Raw genomic sequence first — 15,768 nt, forward strand, 5'->3', positions numbered from 1 at the left:
TGGTCGCGTGGGCACGGACGTACTGCTGGTCGGCATCGTGCTGCTCGGCTCGTCGGTGCAGTGGCTGACCGGCATGGGCTTCGCGCTGGTCGCCGTACCCGCGCTGGTGCTGCTGCTGGGGCCGGTGAACGGGGTGGTCCTGGCCAACTGCGCGGCGGGCGCCATCAGCGTCGTCGGGCTCGCGGGCGGCTGGCGGCGGGTACGGGCCGCCGCGATGGTCCCGCTGTGCCTGGCGGCGGCCTGCACGGTCCCGGCGGGGGCCTGGCTGACCCGGCGACTCCCGCCGCCCGTCCTGCTGTTGGTGATGGGCGGCCTGGTGACCGTCGCCGTGCTGCTGGTGATGCGGGGTGCGCGGGTGGCCGCGCTGCGCGGGACGAAGGGGGCGGTCGCCGCCGGTGCCGTCGGCGGGTTCATGAACTCGGCGGCGGGCGTGGGCGGACCGCCGATCTCCCTGTACGCGCTCAACGCGGGCTGGTCGGTACGGGAGTTCGTGCCGAACGCGCAGTTCTACGGGGTGGTGGTGAACGCCTTCTCGGTGGCCGCGAACGGGGCACCGCGGCTGGCCGGCGGCCAGTGGGCGGCGGTGGCCTGCGCGATGGCGGCCGGCGCGATCGTCGGCAGGTCGCTCGCGGAGCGCACACCCGAGAAGCGAGCCCGCCTGCTGGTGCTGGCGCTGGCGCTGACCGGCGGGGTGACGGCCGTGGGGAAGGGACTGTGGGGGCTGTGAGCGCCTGCGGCGTACGGCAGTTCGGATACGGTCGCCCGATGGAGATTCTGCGATACGTGGCGTTCAGCACCGACCCCGCGGGCGGCAACCCGGCGGGTGTCGTGCTCGATGCCACCGGCGTCGACGACGCGACGATGCTGGCGGCCGCCGCCGAGGTCGGCTACTCGGAGACGGCGTTCGTCGTGCCGTCCCAGGACGGCGCCCTGGACGTGCGGTACTTCAGCCCGCTCGCCGAGGTGTCGTTCTGCGGTCACGCGACGATCGCGACGGCGGTCGCGCACGCGGAGCGGCACGGCACCGGACGGCTGCGGCTGCGCACGAGGGCGGGCCTCGTCACGGTCACCACCGACCGCACGGCCGACGGCACGCTGGTGGCGACCCTGGTGAGCGTCGCCCCGCGTACGGCGCCGCTCCCGGAGGCCGACCTGGCCGAACTGCTGGCGATCCTTGGCTGGGCAGCCGAGGACCTGGACCCGGCGCTGCCGCCCCGCGCGGCCTTCGCCGGCGCCTGGCATCCGGTCCTCGCCGCCGCCGACCGCGAGCGGCTGGCCGAACTGGACTACGACATGGGCGCGCTCGCCGTCCTCATGGACCGTCACGGCTGGACGACCGTCGACCTGGTCTGGCGGGAGTCCCCCACGGTCTTCCACGCCCGCAACCCGTTCCCGCCCGGCGGCGTCGTCGAGGACCCGGCGACCGGTGCGGCGGCGGCCGCTCTCGGCGGCTACCTCCGCGAGCTGGGGCTGGTGGCGACGCCCGCGACCGTGACCGTCCACCAGGGCGCGGACATGGGCCGGCCGAGCACGATCACCGTGACCGTACCGGCGGAGCCGGGCACGGGAATCGCCGTGGCCGGCGCGGCCGTACCGATCTGATCCGAGCCTCGAACGGTCCTAGCCCCGCTTGATGCCCAGCGGACCCGCGATCTCCTCCGCCATCACCTTGCCCGCCTCGAACTCGAGTGTCTCGTCGCCCATGCTCTGGTCGGTGTCCAGGCCGTCCAGCTCCTCCAGGGGCTGGTTGAGGCGGACGTGGATGAGGACGGACTGCAGGGCGCGCAGGGCGGCGGAGGCGGTGGGGCCCCAGTTGGAGAAGTAGGAGAACTGCCACCACCACAGGGCCTCCGTGACGCGGCCGGCGCGGTAGTGGGCCATGCCGTGGCGGAGGTCGGTGATGACGTCGGAGAGGTCGTCGGAGAGCCGGGCCGGCACCGGTGCCGTGCGGGGCTCGTAGGGGTCGAAGACCTCCGAGTAGACGTCCACCGGGTCCAGCAGGCGGGCGAGGTTCTCGCGGAGCTCGTCCACGTCGGCGTCCGGGCCCGTGTCCGGCTCGTAGCGCTCCTCGGGGACGATGTCCTCGTGCGCGCCGAGGCGGCCGCCGGCCAGCAGCAGCTGGGAGACCTCCAGGAGGAGGAAGGGGACGGCCGAGCCGGGCTCGTCGCCCTTGGCCACCTCCGTGACGGCCACCAGGAAGCTCTCTACCTGGTCCGCGATCTGGACCGCGAAGTCGTCCGGGTCCTGCGTCGCGTCGTGCAGCGTGGCGTCAGACATCTAGGAGTCGTCTCCCCTCGAAGGCGCGACCGAGGGTCACCTCGTCCGCGTATTCCAGGTCGCCACCCACCGGGAGGCCGCTGGCCAGGCGGGTGACCCTGAGGCCCATGGGTTTGATCATTCGGGCGAGGTAGGTCGCCGTGGCCTCGCCCTCCAGATTCGGGTCCGTGGCCAGGATCAGTTCCGTGACCGTACCGTCGGCCAACCGCGCGAGAAGTTCTCGGATACGCAGGTCGTCGGGGCCCACGCCCTCGATGGGGCTGATGGCCCCGCCCAGGACGTGGTAGCGGCCGCGGAACTCGCGGGTGCGCTCGATCGCGACCACGTCCTTCGGCTCCTCCACCACGCAGATGACGGAGGGGTCGCGGCGGGTGTCGCGGCAGATGTTGCACAGCTCCTCCTGCGCGACGTTGCCGCACGTCGCGCAGAAGCGGACCTTCGCCTTGACCTCCATCAGAGCCTGGGCGAGGCGCCGTACGTCCGTCGGCTCCGCCTGCAGGATGTGGAAGGCGATCCGCTGGGCGCTCTTGGGACCGACGCCGGGCAGCCGTCCCAGCTCGTCGATGAGGTCCTGGACCACGCCTTCGTACAACGGACTGCCCTTCCTGGAGTCTTTCAGTTCGTACGGTAGTTGCCCGAGGCCCCGCTTAGAAAGGCGGTCCGGGCTCCTAGAACGGCAGGCCCGGGATGCCGCTGCCGCCGCCGAGGCCCTGGGCCAGCGGGCCGAGCTTCTGCTGCTGCAGGGCCTGCGCGTTCTCGTTGGCGGCCTGGACCGCCGCGACGATCAGGTCGGCGAGGGTCTCGGTGTCCTCCGGGTCCACCGCCTTCGGGTCGATCTTCAGGGCGCGCAGCTCGCCGGAGCCGGTGACGGTGGCCTGCACCAGGCCGCCGCCCGCCTGCCCGTCGACCTCGGTCTGCGCCAGTTCCTCCTGCGCCCGCTGCAGGTCCTGCTGCATCTTCTGGGCCTGCTGGAGCAGCTGCTGCATGTTGGGCTGGCCACCACCGGGAATCACGATCAGCTCCTGGTTTCGTCGTTTCATCCGTTGTGCTTCATCCGTTGTGCACGAGCCTACGTGGTCCGCGCAGCCATCGCCCCGCCACTCTTTCGAGTGAGATCGCCGCGACTCCCATACCTGATCAAGGCCCCCTTGCGAGCGGAAAAGAGACGAAAGACGGGCCTTCGCCACCCATTGGGCGGTAGGAAGGGTCCCGCGCCGTCGTCCAATGTCACGCAATGTCAGCGGTCGGCGTCGGTTCGGGATCAGTGGATCAGTAGGGAGTGCCGGGTGGGTCAGCCGGAGATGCAGCCCGAGGGTCCGCCTCAGGACGGGCGGGGCGAGGGCGCGGCCGGGCTGCGGCCGGGCGATCTGGCCGGGCGGCCGTTCCCGCTCGGGGACTGGGGCGAGCCGGCCGAGCGGCTGTACGAGCTGTACCGGTGGGTGGAGCGCGGGGCGATGGAGACGGCGGCCTGGTACCTCGCCGACCGGGTGTGGAAACGGCGTGGCGCGCGGGCGCTGCGGGCCGGGACGGCGGTGGGCGCGATCACCGGGGCCGCGCTGCCGCTGCTCGACCTGACCGGGGTGCTCGACGGCGGTGCCACCTGGGGGTATCTGGCGTTGCTGCTGGCCGTGGCGTGCGTGGCCGTGGACCGGTTCTTCGGGGTGACGTCCGGGTGGATAAGGGACGTGGCCACGGCGCAGGCGGTGACGCGGCGACTGCAGGCACTGCAGTTCGAGTGGGCGTCGGAGAGCGTGCGCGAGGTCCTGGGGCCGACCGAGGGGACCGCCGGGGAGGCCGCCGAGCGGTGTCTGGCGGTGCTGCGGCGGTTCGCGGAGGACGTGACGGAGCTGGTGCGGACCGAGACGGCCGACTGGATGGTGGAGTTCCGCACAGGATCGGCGCCGATGGGGATCCAGTCGGTGGGCGCGGGCGCGGGACGGCAGGAGCCGGGGAGCGCGCAGGGGCGGCTGCCGCTGCCGCCCGGCGCGAACTCCCGCCCGAACATGCCGCGCCAGCGCCCGCCGGAGCCGCGCTGACCTTGGGGCGGGGCGGGAATGCCTGGTCGCCGTGGGGGTACGGGGCCGTTCGCGGCTGCGGGTGGCTGGTCGCGCAGTTCCCCGCGCCCCTCAGGGCGTGCAGGTGCCCGGCGTCTGCGGGGTGGCTTACGTCTGCGGGCTCGGGAAGGCCACCGGGCTGCGGAGGCCTCGGGTGTTGCGTGCTCGTACGCCGAAGAAGACGTTGTCCTTCGACAGGTCCACCTCGTACGTCGTGACGTCGCCCACCGGGATCACATGGGTCCACTCCGGCGCCGTCGTCTCGCGCCACACGACCTCGTACCCTGCCAGGTCCGGCTCCGTGCCGCGGCTCCACACCAGCGTCGTGGAGTTGGTCAGGGCGGACGTGACGATCTTCACCCCCTTCGGGGTCCCCGGCGCCTGGGCCAGGGTCCACAGGGCGGCGGCGTTGACCCTGGCCACCCGGGCGATGAAGCCGAAGTCGCAGAACTCCGGCAGGTCGCCGTACTGCTTGCCGTTCTCGACGCGCACGTCCTGGTGCTGGTGGGCGAAGTCCTCGGCGGGCTCGGTGAACCGGGCGGCGGGGTAGGCGCGTTCGAGGAAGGGGATGTGGTCGCCGCCGCGGAGGTAGCGGTCACGGCGGTAGACGACACGAACGTGCATGCCGGTGGCGTCGTTGTCGGCCACGTCCCGGACGAAGCGGGCCAGCTGGCGCGTGGCCGAGTCGTTCTCGCCGCCCACCGACCTGCGGATCGCGGCCTGTTCCGGGGTCTCGGAGGAGGGCACTCCCTCGGCGAAGAGCCGGATGGTGTGCGGGTCCTCGGTCCCGTCGTCGGCGGTCGGACTGCCGACGATGTCGTTGGTGAACATCCCCTGCACGTCCGTGCCGGCCGCCTTCAGCAGCTCGGCCAGGTGCGTCGACCCGTACAGTCCCTGCTCCTCCCCCGCCACCGCCGCGAACACGATCGTCGCCGCCGGCCGCCGCTTCGCCATCACCCGCGCCAGTTCCAGTACGACCGCGACCCCGGACGCGTCGTCGTCCGCGCCCGGCGCGTCGGACGTGGCGTCCATGACGTCCGTGACCCGGGAGTCGTAGTGCCCCGAGACGACGTACACGCGCTCCGGTGTCACCGAGCCGCGCAGGGTGGCCACGACGTCGGTGATGCGGGTGGCGGTGGGGATGCGGGAGGCCGGTTCCTGGACGTACGACTGGAGCTCCACGGTCATGCGGCCGCCCGATTCGGCGGCGTACGACCGCAGTTCGGCCAGCAGCCAGTCGCGGGCGGCGCCGATGCCCCGGGCGGGGTCGTCCTGGGCGGAGAGCGTGTGCCGGGTGCCGAAGGAGACCAGCCTGCGCACCCTCGCCTCGATCCGGACCGGATCCACCTCCCGTAACAGGGAACGGAGTTCACGCGAGGGGTGCTGGGCCGTCGGTGGCGGCGCGGGGGCGGCGGCCTCGGCGGGGGCGGCTCCCGCGCCCAGTGCGGCCGCGCTCGCCGCCGCCGTCGCGGTCAGGACCGTTCTCCTGGTGGGACGCATGTGCCCTCCCGAGTCTGCCGATACCCCACCATCGTCATGGGCACGCCAGGCCGGCACAAGGGCGTGGGACCGGTGCCGGTCACGGCCGCTCAGCCCTTGGTGTACTTCAGCTTCTCCCCGTTGCTGGTGTTCACGCGCTCCAGGCTGCCGTCGGGCAGCAGGCTGATCTCGGTGGGGTCGCCCGGCTTGCAGTAGCCGGAGTCGCCGACCGTGACGATGGAGGGGCCGAGCTCCAGCGGGCCGTCGCTGCCGGGGTCCTGGGTCAGCTCGGCCTGGAACACGCAGTGGTAGCTGCCGCTGGAGGTGGGGCCGTCGGCCACGAGGGAGAGGACGTTGTCGCCGACCTTGCCCTGCTGGATGGTGAGCCGGCGGGTGTTCTCGCCGTCCGCGTTGGTGATCGTGGCGCTCCAGGTGCCGAGGTAGGCGGCGGGCACCGCGCCGTCGGAGGGTGCGGACGTCGTCGGGGAGGCGGACGTGGGCGGCCGCGTCGTCGGTCCGGGGGTCGTGGGTGCGCTCGTGGAGGGCCCCGGCCCCGGCTTGTCGTCGGCCTTGCCGTCACCGCCGCCGTTCATGATGGCGTACACCGAGCCGCCCGCGCCGAGCGCGACGACCAGGGCGACGGCGATCAGCACCGCCGTGGAGCGCCCGCTTGTGCGGGGCGCCTCCTGGGGGACGGTGGTCGACGGGCCGGTGTAGGGGCCGGGCCCGTACGGCGGGGTGGAGCCGAGGGCGCCGTAGGAGCCGGGCTGGTGGGGATAGCCGTAGGCGGGGGGCTGCTGCTGCGGATACCCGTACCCGGGGGGCTGCTGCTGCGGGTAGCCGTATCCCGGCTGCTGCTGCGCGCTGCCCGGGCCGGGCTGTGGCTGTTGGGGGTGACCGTAGGCGGGGTGGCTCTGGGGCTGCGGGGTGGGCGGGGGTGTCGTGCCGGACGGGCCCACGACCTCCGTCGGCAGGTGGTTCAGGGGCGCGCCGCCGGTCGACTGCCCCGGCGGGGGCGACCCGGCGGGTGTGTCCGGCCCCGGCTGTGCCGGCGCGTCGTCGGTGGCGGGGGCGTGCTCGGGCGGGACCTCGGGCGCGGGCTTGTCGAGGGACGGCGCCGCGGACGGGTCGACGGCCGTGGCGGCCGCGGCCCAGGCCCCCTCCCCCGTCCGCTCCGGGTCCTCCGTGTCCAGCAACTGCACCGCGTGCCGCCCGAGTTGGGCCACCAGGGCGCTGGGCAGCCACGGATCCTTGGAGCGTCCGCCCAGCACGGTGTCCTCGGCACCCGTGCGCTGAAGGACCTGGTCCAGCGTCGGCCGGGCGGCGGGGTCCTTCTTCAGACAGTCCCGTACGAGGTCGGCGATGCCCTCGGGCACCCCCTCCAGGTCAGGTTCCTCCTGGGCGATGCGGAACATCAGGGCGTGCACGCCGCTGTTGGCGGCGCCGAAGGGCAGGGCGCCGGTGGCGGCGTACGCCAGGACGGAGCCGAGGCAGAAGACGTCGCAGGCGGGCGTGATCCGGTCGCCGCGCACCTGCTCGGGCGCCATGAAGCCGGGCGACCCGACGAGCGCGCCGGTCCGGGTGAGCCCCCCGTCGGTCACGGTCTCCAGCGCCCGGGCGATCCCGAAGTCGATGACCCGCGGGCCGTCGATCGTCACGAGCACGTTGGACGGCTTGAGGTCCCGGTGCACTATCCCGGCGGCGTGGATGTCCTTCAGCGCGTGCGCGAGCCCGGCCGCGAGGATCCTCACCGACCGCTCGGGCAGCGCCCCGTGGTCGTGTCCGACGATCTGCTGCAGGCTCGGCCCGGCGACGTATCCGGTGGCGACCCAGGGGACGGCGGCCTCGGTGTCCGCATCCAGCACGGGTGCCGTCCAGTAGCCGCCGACCTGCCGCGCGGCCTGCACCTCCTGCCGGAAGCGCGCCCGGAACTCCTCCTGCGCGGCCAGTTCCCGGCGCACCAGCTTGACGGCGACGGTACGGCCGCGGTCCGACCGCGCGAGATACACGAACCCCATCCCGCCCGCGCCCAACCGCGCCAGCAGCCGGTACGCCCCGATCCGTCGTGGATCGCCGGCCCCGAGCTTCTCCATCCCCGGCCCCCCGAAATCCCCCGATAAGCCCTGTGCAGTGTGCCAACGATAATGCGGGGACAGGGGGCCGCGGCGGGAGCGGTGTCTACGGTTCCGTAACAGGCGGACCGGCTTTTCGAGCACGTCGACGCGTATGTCGACAACCTGTCGCGGAAACCCCCGGACCACAGACAGGACGCCGATGTCGCCGCGCCCCCGGCACTGCCTACGCTCGCCCGCATGACCCCTCAGCCGAATCCCCGGGCCGGTGCCGCCGTGAAGGCGGCGGACCGTGCGCACGTCTTCCACTCCTGGTCCGCGCAGGAGCTCATCGACCCGCTCGCCGTCGCCGGCGCGGAAGGGTCGTACTTCTGGGACTACGACGGGAAGCGGTACCTCGACTTCACCAGCGGGCTCGTCTACACCAACATCGGCTACCAGCACCCGAAGGTCGTCGCCGCGATCCAGGAGCAGGCCGCCACCCTGTCCACCTTCGCGCCCGCCTTCGCGGTCGAGGCACGTTCGGAGGCGGCGCGGCTGATCGCCGAGCGGACCCCCGGGGATCTGGACAAGATCTTCTTCACCAACGGCGGCGCGGACGCCGTCGAGCACGCCGTGCGGATGGCCCGGCTGCACACCGGGCGGGCGAAGGTGCTGTCGGCGTACCGCTCGTACCACGGCGGGACGCAGCAGGCCGTCAACATCACCGGTGACCCCCGGCGCTGGGCCTCCGACTCCGCCGCCGCCGGGGTCGTGCACTTCTGGGCGCCGTACCTGTACCGGTCGCGCTTCTACTCCGAGACCGAGGAGCAGGAGGCCGCGCGGGCGCTGGAGCACCTGGAGACGACCATCGCCTTCGAGGGGCCGGGCACCGTCGCCGCGATCGTCCTGGAGACCGTCCCCGGAACGGCCGGGATCATGGTGCCGCCGCCCGGCTACCTCGCCGGGGTGCGGGAGCTCTGCGACAAGTACGGGATCGTCTTCATCCTCGACGAGGTCATGGCCGGGTTCGGACGGACCGGCGAGTGGTTCGCGGCCGACCTGTTCGACGTCACCCCCGACCTGATGACCTTCGCCAAGGGCGTCAACAGCGGGTACGTGCCGCTCGGCGGCGTCGCCATCTGCGGCGAGATCGCCGAGACCTTCGGCAAGCGCCCCTACCCCGGCGGCCTCACCTACTCAGGGCACCCGCTCGCCTGTGCCGCCGCGGTCGCGACGATCGGCGTCATGGCGGAGGAGGGCGTCGTGGACAACGCCCGGCGGCTCGGCGAGACTGTCGTGGGCCCGGCCCTGCGGGAGCTCGCCGAGCGGCACCCCAGCGTCGGCGAGGTCCGCGGTGTCGGCATGTTCTGGGCGCTGGAGCTGGTGAAGAACAGGGAGACCCGCGAACCGCTGGTGCCCTACAACGCGGCCGGCGAGGCGAACGCCCCGATGGCCGCCTTCGCCGCCGCCGCCAAGGGGCACGGCATCTGGCCCTTCGTGAACATGAACCGCACGCACGTCGTGCCGCCGTGCAACGTGAGCGAGGCCGAGCTGAAGGAGGGCTTCGCGGCCCTGGACGCGGCGCTGTCCGTGGCCGACGAGTACACGCAGTAGCCGGAAAGTGGCCGGCGGGCACCCGGCACACGGATAAACGGGCGAATCCCGAACGCGTAAGGTGGCGTGCTCGTAGATATGGATGTGCACGCCACCCGACCGCCCCGAGGAGACCGCCCGACGATGCCCGGCAGCAGCGGCAACGGCGCCGTGACCCGCAGCACCCTGCGGCAGCAGATCGCCGACGCGCTTCGCGACGAGGTGCTGGCGGGACGGCTCCAGCCGGGACAGGAATTCACGGTCAAGGAGATCGCCGAGCAGTACGGGGTGTCCGCGACGCCCGTGCGGGAGGCGCTGGTCGACCTGTCCGCCCAGGGCCTGCTGGACGCCGACCAGCACCGTGGCTTCCACGTCCACGAGTACTCCGTCGCCGACTGCCGCCGCATCGTCGAGGCCCGCAGCCTGGTCACCGACGGCATGTTCGACGCCCTGGAGGCCGACGCCGGCCGTCTGCCCGCACCGGACGACGCCCGCGCCAACGCCGTCCTCGCCGGAGTGCGCCGCCGCGGCGAGGAGGCGCAGCGGGCCTCGCTGGCCGGCGACCTCACCGTGCTGATCGGCTACGACCTGCGCTTCTGGCACGAACTGGGCGCCCTGTTCGGCAACCCCTACCTGGCCGACTTCCTGCATCGTCTGCGGGTGCAGTCCTGGGTGTGCGCGGTGCAGCACCTGCGCCGGCTCACCGATCTGCGCGGCGCCCTGTGGTCCGGCCACACCGACCTGGTCGAGGCGCTGTCCCGGCGCGACCTGCCGGCGGCGCGGGAGATCGTCGACGCGTACAACGCCCACGCCCTCGCCCTCATCGAACGGCTGGCGAACGGATGAGCGCCCTGGCCGGCGAGGAGCGGACGGCCGGGGAAGAGGAAGGGGACGGCAGCGGCCCACGGGAGACCGCCACCCCCCTCGACCTCTCCGTGGTCATCCCCGCCTTCGACGAGGAGGAGCGGCTCGGGCGCACGCTCGACGCCGTCACCCGCTACCTCTCCGACAGCGGGGGGCGCTGGGAGACCTGGGAGGTGGTCGTCGCCGACGACGGGTCCGGCGACGGGACGCGTGAGGTGGTCGCCGGCCGTGCCGACCCCCGCGTCCGGCTCGTCGCCGCGGACCGGCACCGCGGCAAGGGCAGCGCCCTGCGGCTGGGTGTCGCCGCCACCCGGGGCCGGCGCGTGCTGGTCACGGACGCCGACCTCGCGTCTCCCATCGAGGAGTTGGAGAAGCTCGACGAGGCGCTCGGCGAGGGCAACTCGGCGGCGATCGGCTCCCGTGCCCTGCCCGGCGCCACGATCGGGGAGCGCCAGCATCCGGTGCGCCGGCTGCTGGGCCGCGCCGGGAACCTGCTGATACGCAGCGGCACCGTCCCCGGCATACGGGACACCCAGTGCGGCTTCAAGCTCTTCGAGGGCGAGCGGGCCCGCGAGGCCTTCGCCGTCTCCAAGGTCGCCGGCTGGGCGATAGACGTCGAGGTCCTGCACCACTTCCACCGCGCGGACTGGCAGGTCACCGAGGTGCCCGTCCGCTGGTCCCACCAGCCCGGCTCGAAGGTGCGCGCCCTCGACTACGTCCGCGCCCTCGCCGAACTGACCCGCCTGCGCGCCCGCTCCGTGCGCCCGGCCGACCTCTTCGCCCTCCTGCTCTTCCTGCTGATGTCGATGGCCCTGTACTCGGGCCGTCTCTTCGACCCCGGCCACCGCTACCTCGTCGACTCCCTGCAGGACCAGAACCAGTGGGAGTGGTTCTTCGGCGTCACCGCCCACAACCTCGCCCACCTGGCCAACCCGCTCTTCTCCGACGCCCAGAACTTCCCCGCCGGTGTGAACCTCATGGCCAACACGGTCATGCTCGGCCTCTCCGTCCCCTTCGCCCCGCTCACCCTCCTCGCGGGCCCGGCCCTCTCCCTCTCCGTCGCGATGACGCTGGGCCTGGCCGTCACCGGGTTCGCCTGGTACCGGCTGATCGTCAAGCGGGTCGTGCGGCACCGCCCGGCGGCCTTCGTCGGCGCCTGCCTGGCCGCCTTCGCGCCGCCGATGGTCAGCCACGCCAACGCGCACCCCAACTTCGTGGTCCTGTTCATGATCCCGCTGATCGTGGACCGCGCCCTGCGCCTGTGCGAGGGCGGCCGGGTGGTCCGCGACGGGGTCGTGCTGGGGCTGATGGCCGCGTACCAGATGTTCCTCGGCGAGGAGCCGCTGCTGCTGGCGGCGCTCGGACTGGTGCTGTTCGCCGCCGCCTACGCCGTCGTACGCGGGGATGTGGCGAGGGCCGTGTGGCGCCCGCTGCTCAAAGGGCTGGGGATCGCCGCCGCGGTCTGTCTCCCCCTGGTGGCCTACGCCCTCATCTGGCAGTTCACCGGCCCGCAGAGCTACGCGAACATGCCGCACGGCGACAACGCGGGCAACAGCCCGCTCGCGCTGCTCTCCTTCGCCGAGCGCTCCCTGGTCGCGGGCAGCGCGGAACGCGCGAACGCGCTGTCGATGAACCCCACCGAGCAGAACGCCTTCTACGGCTGGCCCCTGGTCGCCCTCGCCTTCGCGATCACGGTACGGCTGTGGGACCGGGCCCTGGTCAAGGCGTTGGCCGTCACCGCGGTCGGGGCGGCCCTGCTCTCGCTGGGGCCCACCTTCCGCATCCCGATGACGGAGCGGACCTACCCCGGCCCCTGGGCGCTCCTCGCCCACCTGCCCCTGTTCGAGTCGGTCATCGAGGGCCGGGTCGCGATGGTCTGCGCCCCGGCGCTCGGCATGCTGCTCGCCCTCGCGCTGGAGCGTCTGGCGGCCACCCGTGACCGGGGCACGCAGTACCTGGGCCTGCTCGGCGTCTGCCTCGCCCTGCTCCCCCTGGTCCCGGCCCCTCTCAAGACGGTGGCCCGTGCCGAGACGCCGGCGTTCTTCACGGACGGCGCCTGGAAGCCGTACGTCCACGGCGGCGAGTCGCTCGTCACGGTGCCGCTGCCCGACGCGGGCGACGCGACGCCCCTGCGCTGGCAGGAGGAGGCGGACTACGGCTTCAGGCTTCCCGGCGGCTACTTCAACGGTCCGTGGGGCAAGGAGCGCAGGGGCATCTACGGAGCCGCGCCGCGCTACACCTCGCAGCTGTTCAGTGATGTCCGCGACACCGGTGTGGTCCCCGAGATCGGCGAGAACTGGCGGGCGCAGGCCGCGCGGGACCTCGCGTACTGGAAGGCGGGAGTGCTGGTGGTGGCGCCGCAGCCGCACGCCGACGCCCTGCGCAGGGCGCTGCGGGAACTGATGGGCCGTGACGGGAAGTGGGTGGACGGCGTGTGGGTATGGGACCTGCACAAGGGCACCTGACCCGAACGCCCCGCTCCCGGCCCGAGCCGCACCGACTACCCTTCGTTCACTGACCACCTCGCTAGGGAGCCCTCTTTGGCCTGTGACCTGTGGCTGGTACCGCTCGTCGACGTGTTGTGCCACACCCCCGACAATCCCTTCGCCGACGAACTCGCGCAGTACAACGACGTGCTCACCGCGGCCGGTCTCCCGCCGGTGCCGGTGTACCAGTACATGCCGGGCCTGTCCGGTGAGGTCGCCCCGGTGGCCGGCTTCGACTACGACGCGCTGCACTTCCTGCGCCGCGTCTATCTGCTGCAGGTCTGCGGCCTGCCGGTGACCCCCGTCGACGATCTGGGCGGCGACTACGAGCAGTTGCTGGAGATGTTCGACTCGACGGCGCAGCAGTCGCACCTGGTCTGGCACTACGACCACGCGGGCGCGTACGTCCCGGTGGACTTCCCGCAGCCCCTGGCCAACGACGAGCTGCTGTCCGGCGGCGGCCCCTTGGGTTCCTCGCAGGCACTGCTGCGGGAACTGGAGTACGTCGCCCCGGCGATCGGCATCGACCCGGCCAACCCCCCGGCCGCCCCGGAACCGCCGCGCGCTCCCACGGAGCTGGAGGAGCCGGCGGTCCCGGCGCCGTACGACCCCAGTCCCTTCGCCCGCGAACGTCACGTCTGGCTGGGCCTGCACGCGGCGGCGACGCGGAGCCTGGCGCAGGGGTCGATGATCGTCTTCAGCTGAGCGGCCATCCCCTACCGGAGCTGCGAGAGCCCCTTCTGCAGGTCGTCGGCGTTCATGACGGGAGTCATGTCGATCTCGGCGCCCAGGTCCAGGAAGAACGGCTCACCCATGGCCGGCATCTGGGAGCTGTCCTGGAGGTCGAAGACGAGGTAGGCGGTGCGCACGCCGTGGTCGAGGGTGAAGTAGGCGGCCTCCGGCTTGATGTTGCCGAGGGCCTCCTCCATCATCTGGGGCATCTTGCCGCTGCGTATGACGTCGTTGGCCTTCTCGGTGTTCATGGACGCTTTGAGCAACACGCGCATCGCACTCACCTTCTTCTGTAGACCGATACGCGGTGTTTACATCGTAAGCCCGATATGCCCTGACAGGGCGACCGGAGGCTGGACCGCCGGTCGCCCTTCGGCCTCCGCGCCGCGGTCAGAAGACCGGGGTGCCGGCCTGCGTCAGCTTCCAGTTCGTCACCGCGAAGTCCTTCGGGTCCAGCGTCCCCTTCGACGTCACGTAGTCGATCATCAGCTGGCGGATCTCGTTGGTGGAGCTGTAGGCGATGTCCGCCGAGGCGATGTGCGGGTAGCCCGAACCGCCGTTCGCCCGGTAGTTGTTGACCGCGACGACGAAGACCTGGTCGTCGGCGATCGCCGCCCCCTGGTACGTGAGGTTCTTGATCCTCGACCCCTCCGGCTGCGCGATGTCGATCTCGTAGTCGACCCCGGCCGCGGTGTCGTACATGTAGTCCCAGAAGCTGTTGGCGTTGGTCACGGTCGAGGTGTCGACCTTCGTGCCGGACGGGACCTGGTGGTAGTACTTCGCCGCGTACTCCAGGTAGTCCTTGAGCTGGGCGCCCGTGAGCTTCTTGCCGTAGAGGGTGTTGTCGTAGATGTAGAGGCCGGCGATGTCCTTGATGGTGACGCTGCCGGCCGGGATGTCGGCGGTGCGGCTGAAGGGCGCCGCCACCGAGATCAGCGGCAGCGCCGCGTCGCCCGTGGACAGGCCCGCCTTCACCGTGTCCATCTGGACCTGGTGGATGAAGTCCATGATCGGCACGTCCTTCCAGCAGGACTCCGCCGCCGAGAGGTCCTCGGTGCAGGTGCCGACCGCCGTGTTGACGTACTTCACGACCAGCTCGTGGTCGGCCTCCAGGAGCTTCTTGATCTCCGGGTCCTCCTCCACCGTGTTGGGGTTGAGGGTCTGGGCCGTCTTCTTCGTGACCTTCCACCGGCCGTGGTGGAGTTCGAGCTCGAAGTCGAAGACGCTCAGCCGGTAGCCCCAGCAGTACGGCTCGGAGAGCAGGACGTCCTCGCCGGTCTCCGCGTTCTTCACGGTGTACGACGGCACCTCGACGTGCGTGTGGCCCACCAGGATCGCGTCGATGCCGGGAACCTGCTCGGCGACGAGGTTGGAGGCGTTCTCCACGTACGGCAGGGCGTCGCCGTAGGACGTGGAGCCGTCGAGGCCCGAGTGGTCGGTCAGGAAGACGACGTCGCAGCCGAGCGCGCGCAGCCTCGGCACGTACTTCTTCGCCTGCTCGACCAGGCCGGGGAAGACCATCTTCCCGCTGACGTTGTCCTTGTCCCACAGCGCGATGCCGGGGTTGGTCAGGCCCAGGATGCCGACCTTGATGTCGGGCGCGCCCGGCACGCAGATGCGCTTGACGGTGTACGGGTGGAAGGCGGGTCGCAGGGTCTTGGCGTCGAGGGCGTTGGCGCCCAGCAGCGGGAAGCGGCACTGCTGCTCGAACTTGCGCAGCACCTCGATGCCGTAGTTGAACTCGTGGTTGCCGAGGGCGGCGGCGTCGTAGCGCATGTGGTTCATGGCCACGGCCATCGGGTGCTTGGGGCCGGGCCTGCCGTCGGTGCCCGTGATCGGGGCGACGCGCGCGAAGTAGTAGGCCAGGGAGGTGCCCTGGATGATGTCGCCGGCGTCGACGAGCAGGACGTGCTCCTCGCCCTTGGCCGCGCGCTGCTGGTTGATGAGCGTGGCGACGCGGGCGACGCCGACGGAGTTGCCGGCCTTGTCGCTGTAGGCGGCGTCCTTGTAGTAGTCCCAGTCGAAGACGTGGCTGTGCAGGTCGGTGGTGCCCAGGATGGAGAAGGACCAGGTCTTCGGCGCCTTCCCGGGCGTGCGGTCGGCGGCCTCGGCGGTGGTGGTGCCGACCGCTCCGGCGGCGGCGACGGCGGCGCCGGTGACGGCCGACTTCTTCACGAACTCCCTGCGGTTCATGGGACTGACGGGCATACGGGGCTCCTGGAAGCTGGC

14 protein-coding genes are annotated in these 15,768 nt (G+C 72.0%); 7 read left to right on the forward strand and 7 right to left on the reverse strand.

Annotated elements, in window-relative coordinates; genetic code table 11:
- The first annotated feature begins 7 nt into the window (after positions 1–7).
- A complete protein-coding gene (locus ACQF4J_RS22255; RefSeq protein WP_351570944.1) occupies positions 8–727 on the forward strand; it encodes a sulfite exporter TauE/SafE family protein in 720 nt (239 codons plus the stop codon).
- A gap of 38 nt (positions 728–765) precedes the next feature.
- On the forward strand, positions 766–1,602 hold the full coding sequence (locus tag ACQF4J_RS22260; protein WP_351570941.1) for a PhzF family phenazine biosynthesis protein: 837 nt from the start codon (positions 766–768) through the stop codon (positions 1,600–1,602).
- A gap of 18 nt (positions 1,603–1,620) precedes the next feature.
- On the opposite strand, the gene ACQF4J_RS22265 is transcribed toward ACQF4J_RS22260, so the two are convergent.
- The 3 genes from ACQF4J_RS22265 to ACQF4J_RS22275 form a co-directional block, all read right to left on the reverse strand.
- Positions 1,621–2,277: a DUF5063 domain-containing protein gene (locus tag ACQF4J_RS22265; protein ID WP_351570938.1), complete on the reverse strand. Its 657-nt coding sequence runs from the start codon at positions 2,275–2,277 to the stop codon at positions 1,621–1,623.
- A complete protein-coding gene (gene recR / locus ACQF4J_RS22270) occupies positions 2,270–2,869 on the reverse strand; it encodes a recombination mediator RecR (RefSeq protein WP_351570935.1) in 600 nt (199 codons plus the stop codon). Before recR ends, ACQF4J_RS22265 begins: the two co-directional genes overlap by 8 nt.
- Before the next feature lie 76 nt (positions 2,870–2,945).
- On the reverse strand, positions 2,946–3,290 hold the full coding sequence (locus ACQF4J_RS22275) for a YbaB/EbfC family nucleoid-associated protein (protein WP_200701697.1): 345 nt from the start codon (positions 3,288–3,290) through the stop codon (positions 2,946–2,948).
- Between the two features lie 273 nt (positions 3,291–3,563).
- Between ACQF4J_RS22275 and ACQF4J_RS22280 the strand changes: the two genes are divergently transcribed.
- Positions 3,564–4,313: an SLATT domain-containing protein gene (locus ACQF4J_RS22280; RefSeq protein WP_351801402.1), complete on the forward strand. Its 750-nt coding sequence runs from the start codon at positions 3,564–3,566 to the stop codon at positions 4,311–4,313.
- 126 nt (positions 4,314–4,439) lie between these two features.
- Here the strand turns inward: ACQF4J_RS22280 and ACQF4J_RS22285 are convergent, their stop codons facing one another.
- Positions 4,440–5,831: a M20/M25/M40 family metallo-hydrolase gene (locus ACQF4J_RS22285; RefSeq protein ID WP_427166640.1), complete on the reverse strand. Its 1,392-nt coding sequence runs from the start codon at positions 5,829–5,831 to the stop codon at positions 4,440–4,442.
- A gap of 89 nt (positions 5,832–5,920) precedes the next feature.
- Positions 5,921–7,903: a protein kinase domain-containing protein gene (locus ACQF4J_RS22290; RefSeq protein WP_427166641.1), complete on the reverse strand. Its 1,983-nt coding sequence runs from the start codon at positions 7,901–7,903 to the stop codon at positions 5,921–5,923.
- A gap of 219 nt (positions 7,904–8,122) precedes the next feature.
- On the opposite strand from ACQF4J_RS22290, the gene ACQF4J_RS22295 reads away from it, so the two are divergent.
- From ACQF4J_RS22295 to ACQF4J_RS22310, 4 genes are all read left to right on the forward strand, one after another.
- Positions 8,123–9,478, forward strand: coding sequence for an aspartate aminotransferase family protein (locus ACQF4J_RS22295; protein WP_351570924.1), 1,356 nt, complete (start codon positions 8,123–8,125; stop codon positions 9,476–9,478).
- 123 nt (positions 9,479–9,601) lie between these two features.
- Positions 9,602–10,303, forward strand: a complete 702-nt coding sequence (locus ACQF4J_RS22300; RefSeq protein WP_351570922.1) for a GntR family transcriptional regulator — start codon at positions 9,602–9,604, stop codon at positions 10,301–10,303.
- On the forward strand, positions 10,300–12,786 hold the full coding sequence (locus ACQF4J_RS22305; RefSeq protein WP_427166642.1) for a dolichyl-phosphate beta-glucosyltransferase: 2,487 nt from the start codon (positions 10,300–10,302) through the stop codon (positions 12,784–12,786). Before ACQF4J_RS22300 ends, ACQF4J_RS22305 begins: the two co-directional genes overlap by 4 nt.
- 75 nt (positions 12,787–12,861) lie before the next feature.
- On the forward strand, positions 12,862–13,512 hold the full coding sequence (locus tag ACQF4J_RS22310; protein WP_351570916.1) for a hypothetical protein: 651 nt from the start codon (positions 12,862–12,864) through the stop codon (positions 13,510–13,512).
- A gap of 11 nt (positions 13,513–13,523) precedes the next feature.
- Here ACQF4J_RS22310 and ACQF4J_RS22315 read toward each other — a convergent pair whose 3' ends face one another.
- Positions 13,524–13,814 (reverse strand): hypothetical protein, encoded by a 291-nt coding sequence (locus ACQF4J_RS22315; protein WP_351570914.1) that lies wholly within the window; start codon positions 13,812–13,814, stop codon positions 13,524–13,526.
- Between the two features lie 115 nt (positions 13,815–13,929).
- On the reverse strand, positions 13,930–15,747 hold the full coding sequence (locus tag ACQF4J_RS22320) for a bifunctional metallophosphatase/5'-nucleotidase (RefSeq protein WP_351570911.1): 1,818 nt from the start codon (positions 15,745–15,747) through the stop codon (positions 13,930–13,932).
- Between the last annotated feature and the right edge of the window lie 21 nt (positions 15,748–15,768).

This window comes from Streptomyces sp. C1-1, assembly GCF_050214755.1.
Lineage (GTDB): Bacteria > Actinomycetota > Actinomycetes > Streptomycetales > Streptomycetaceae > Streptomyces.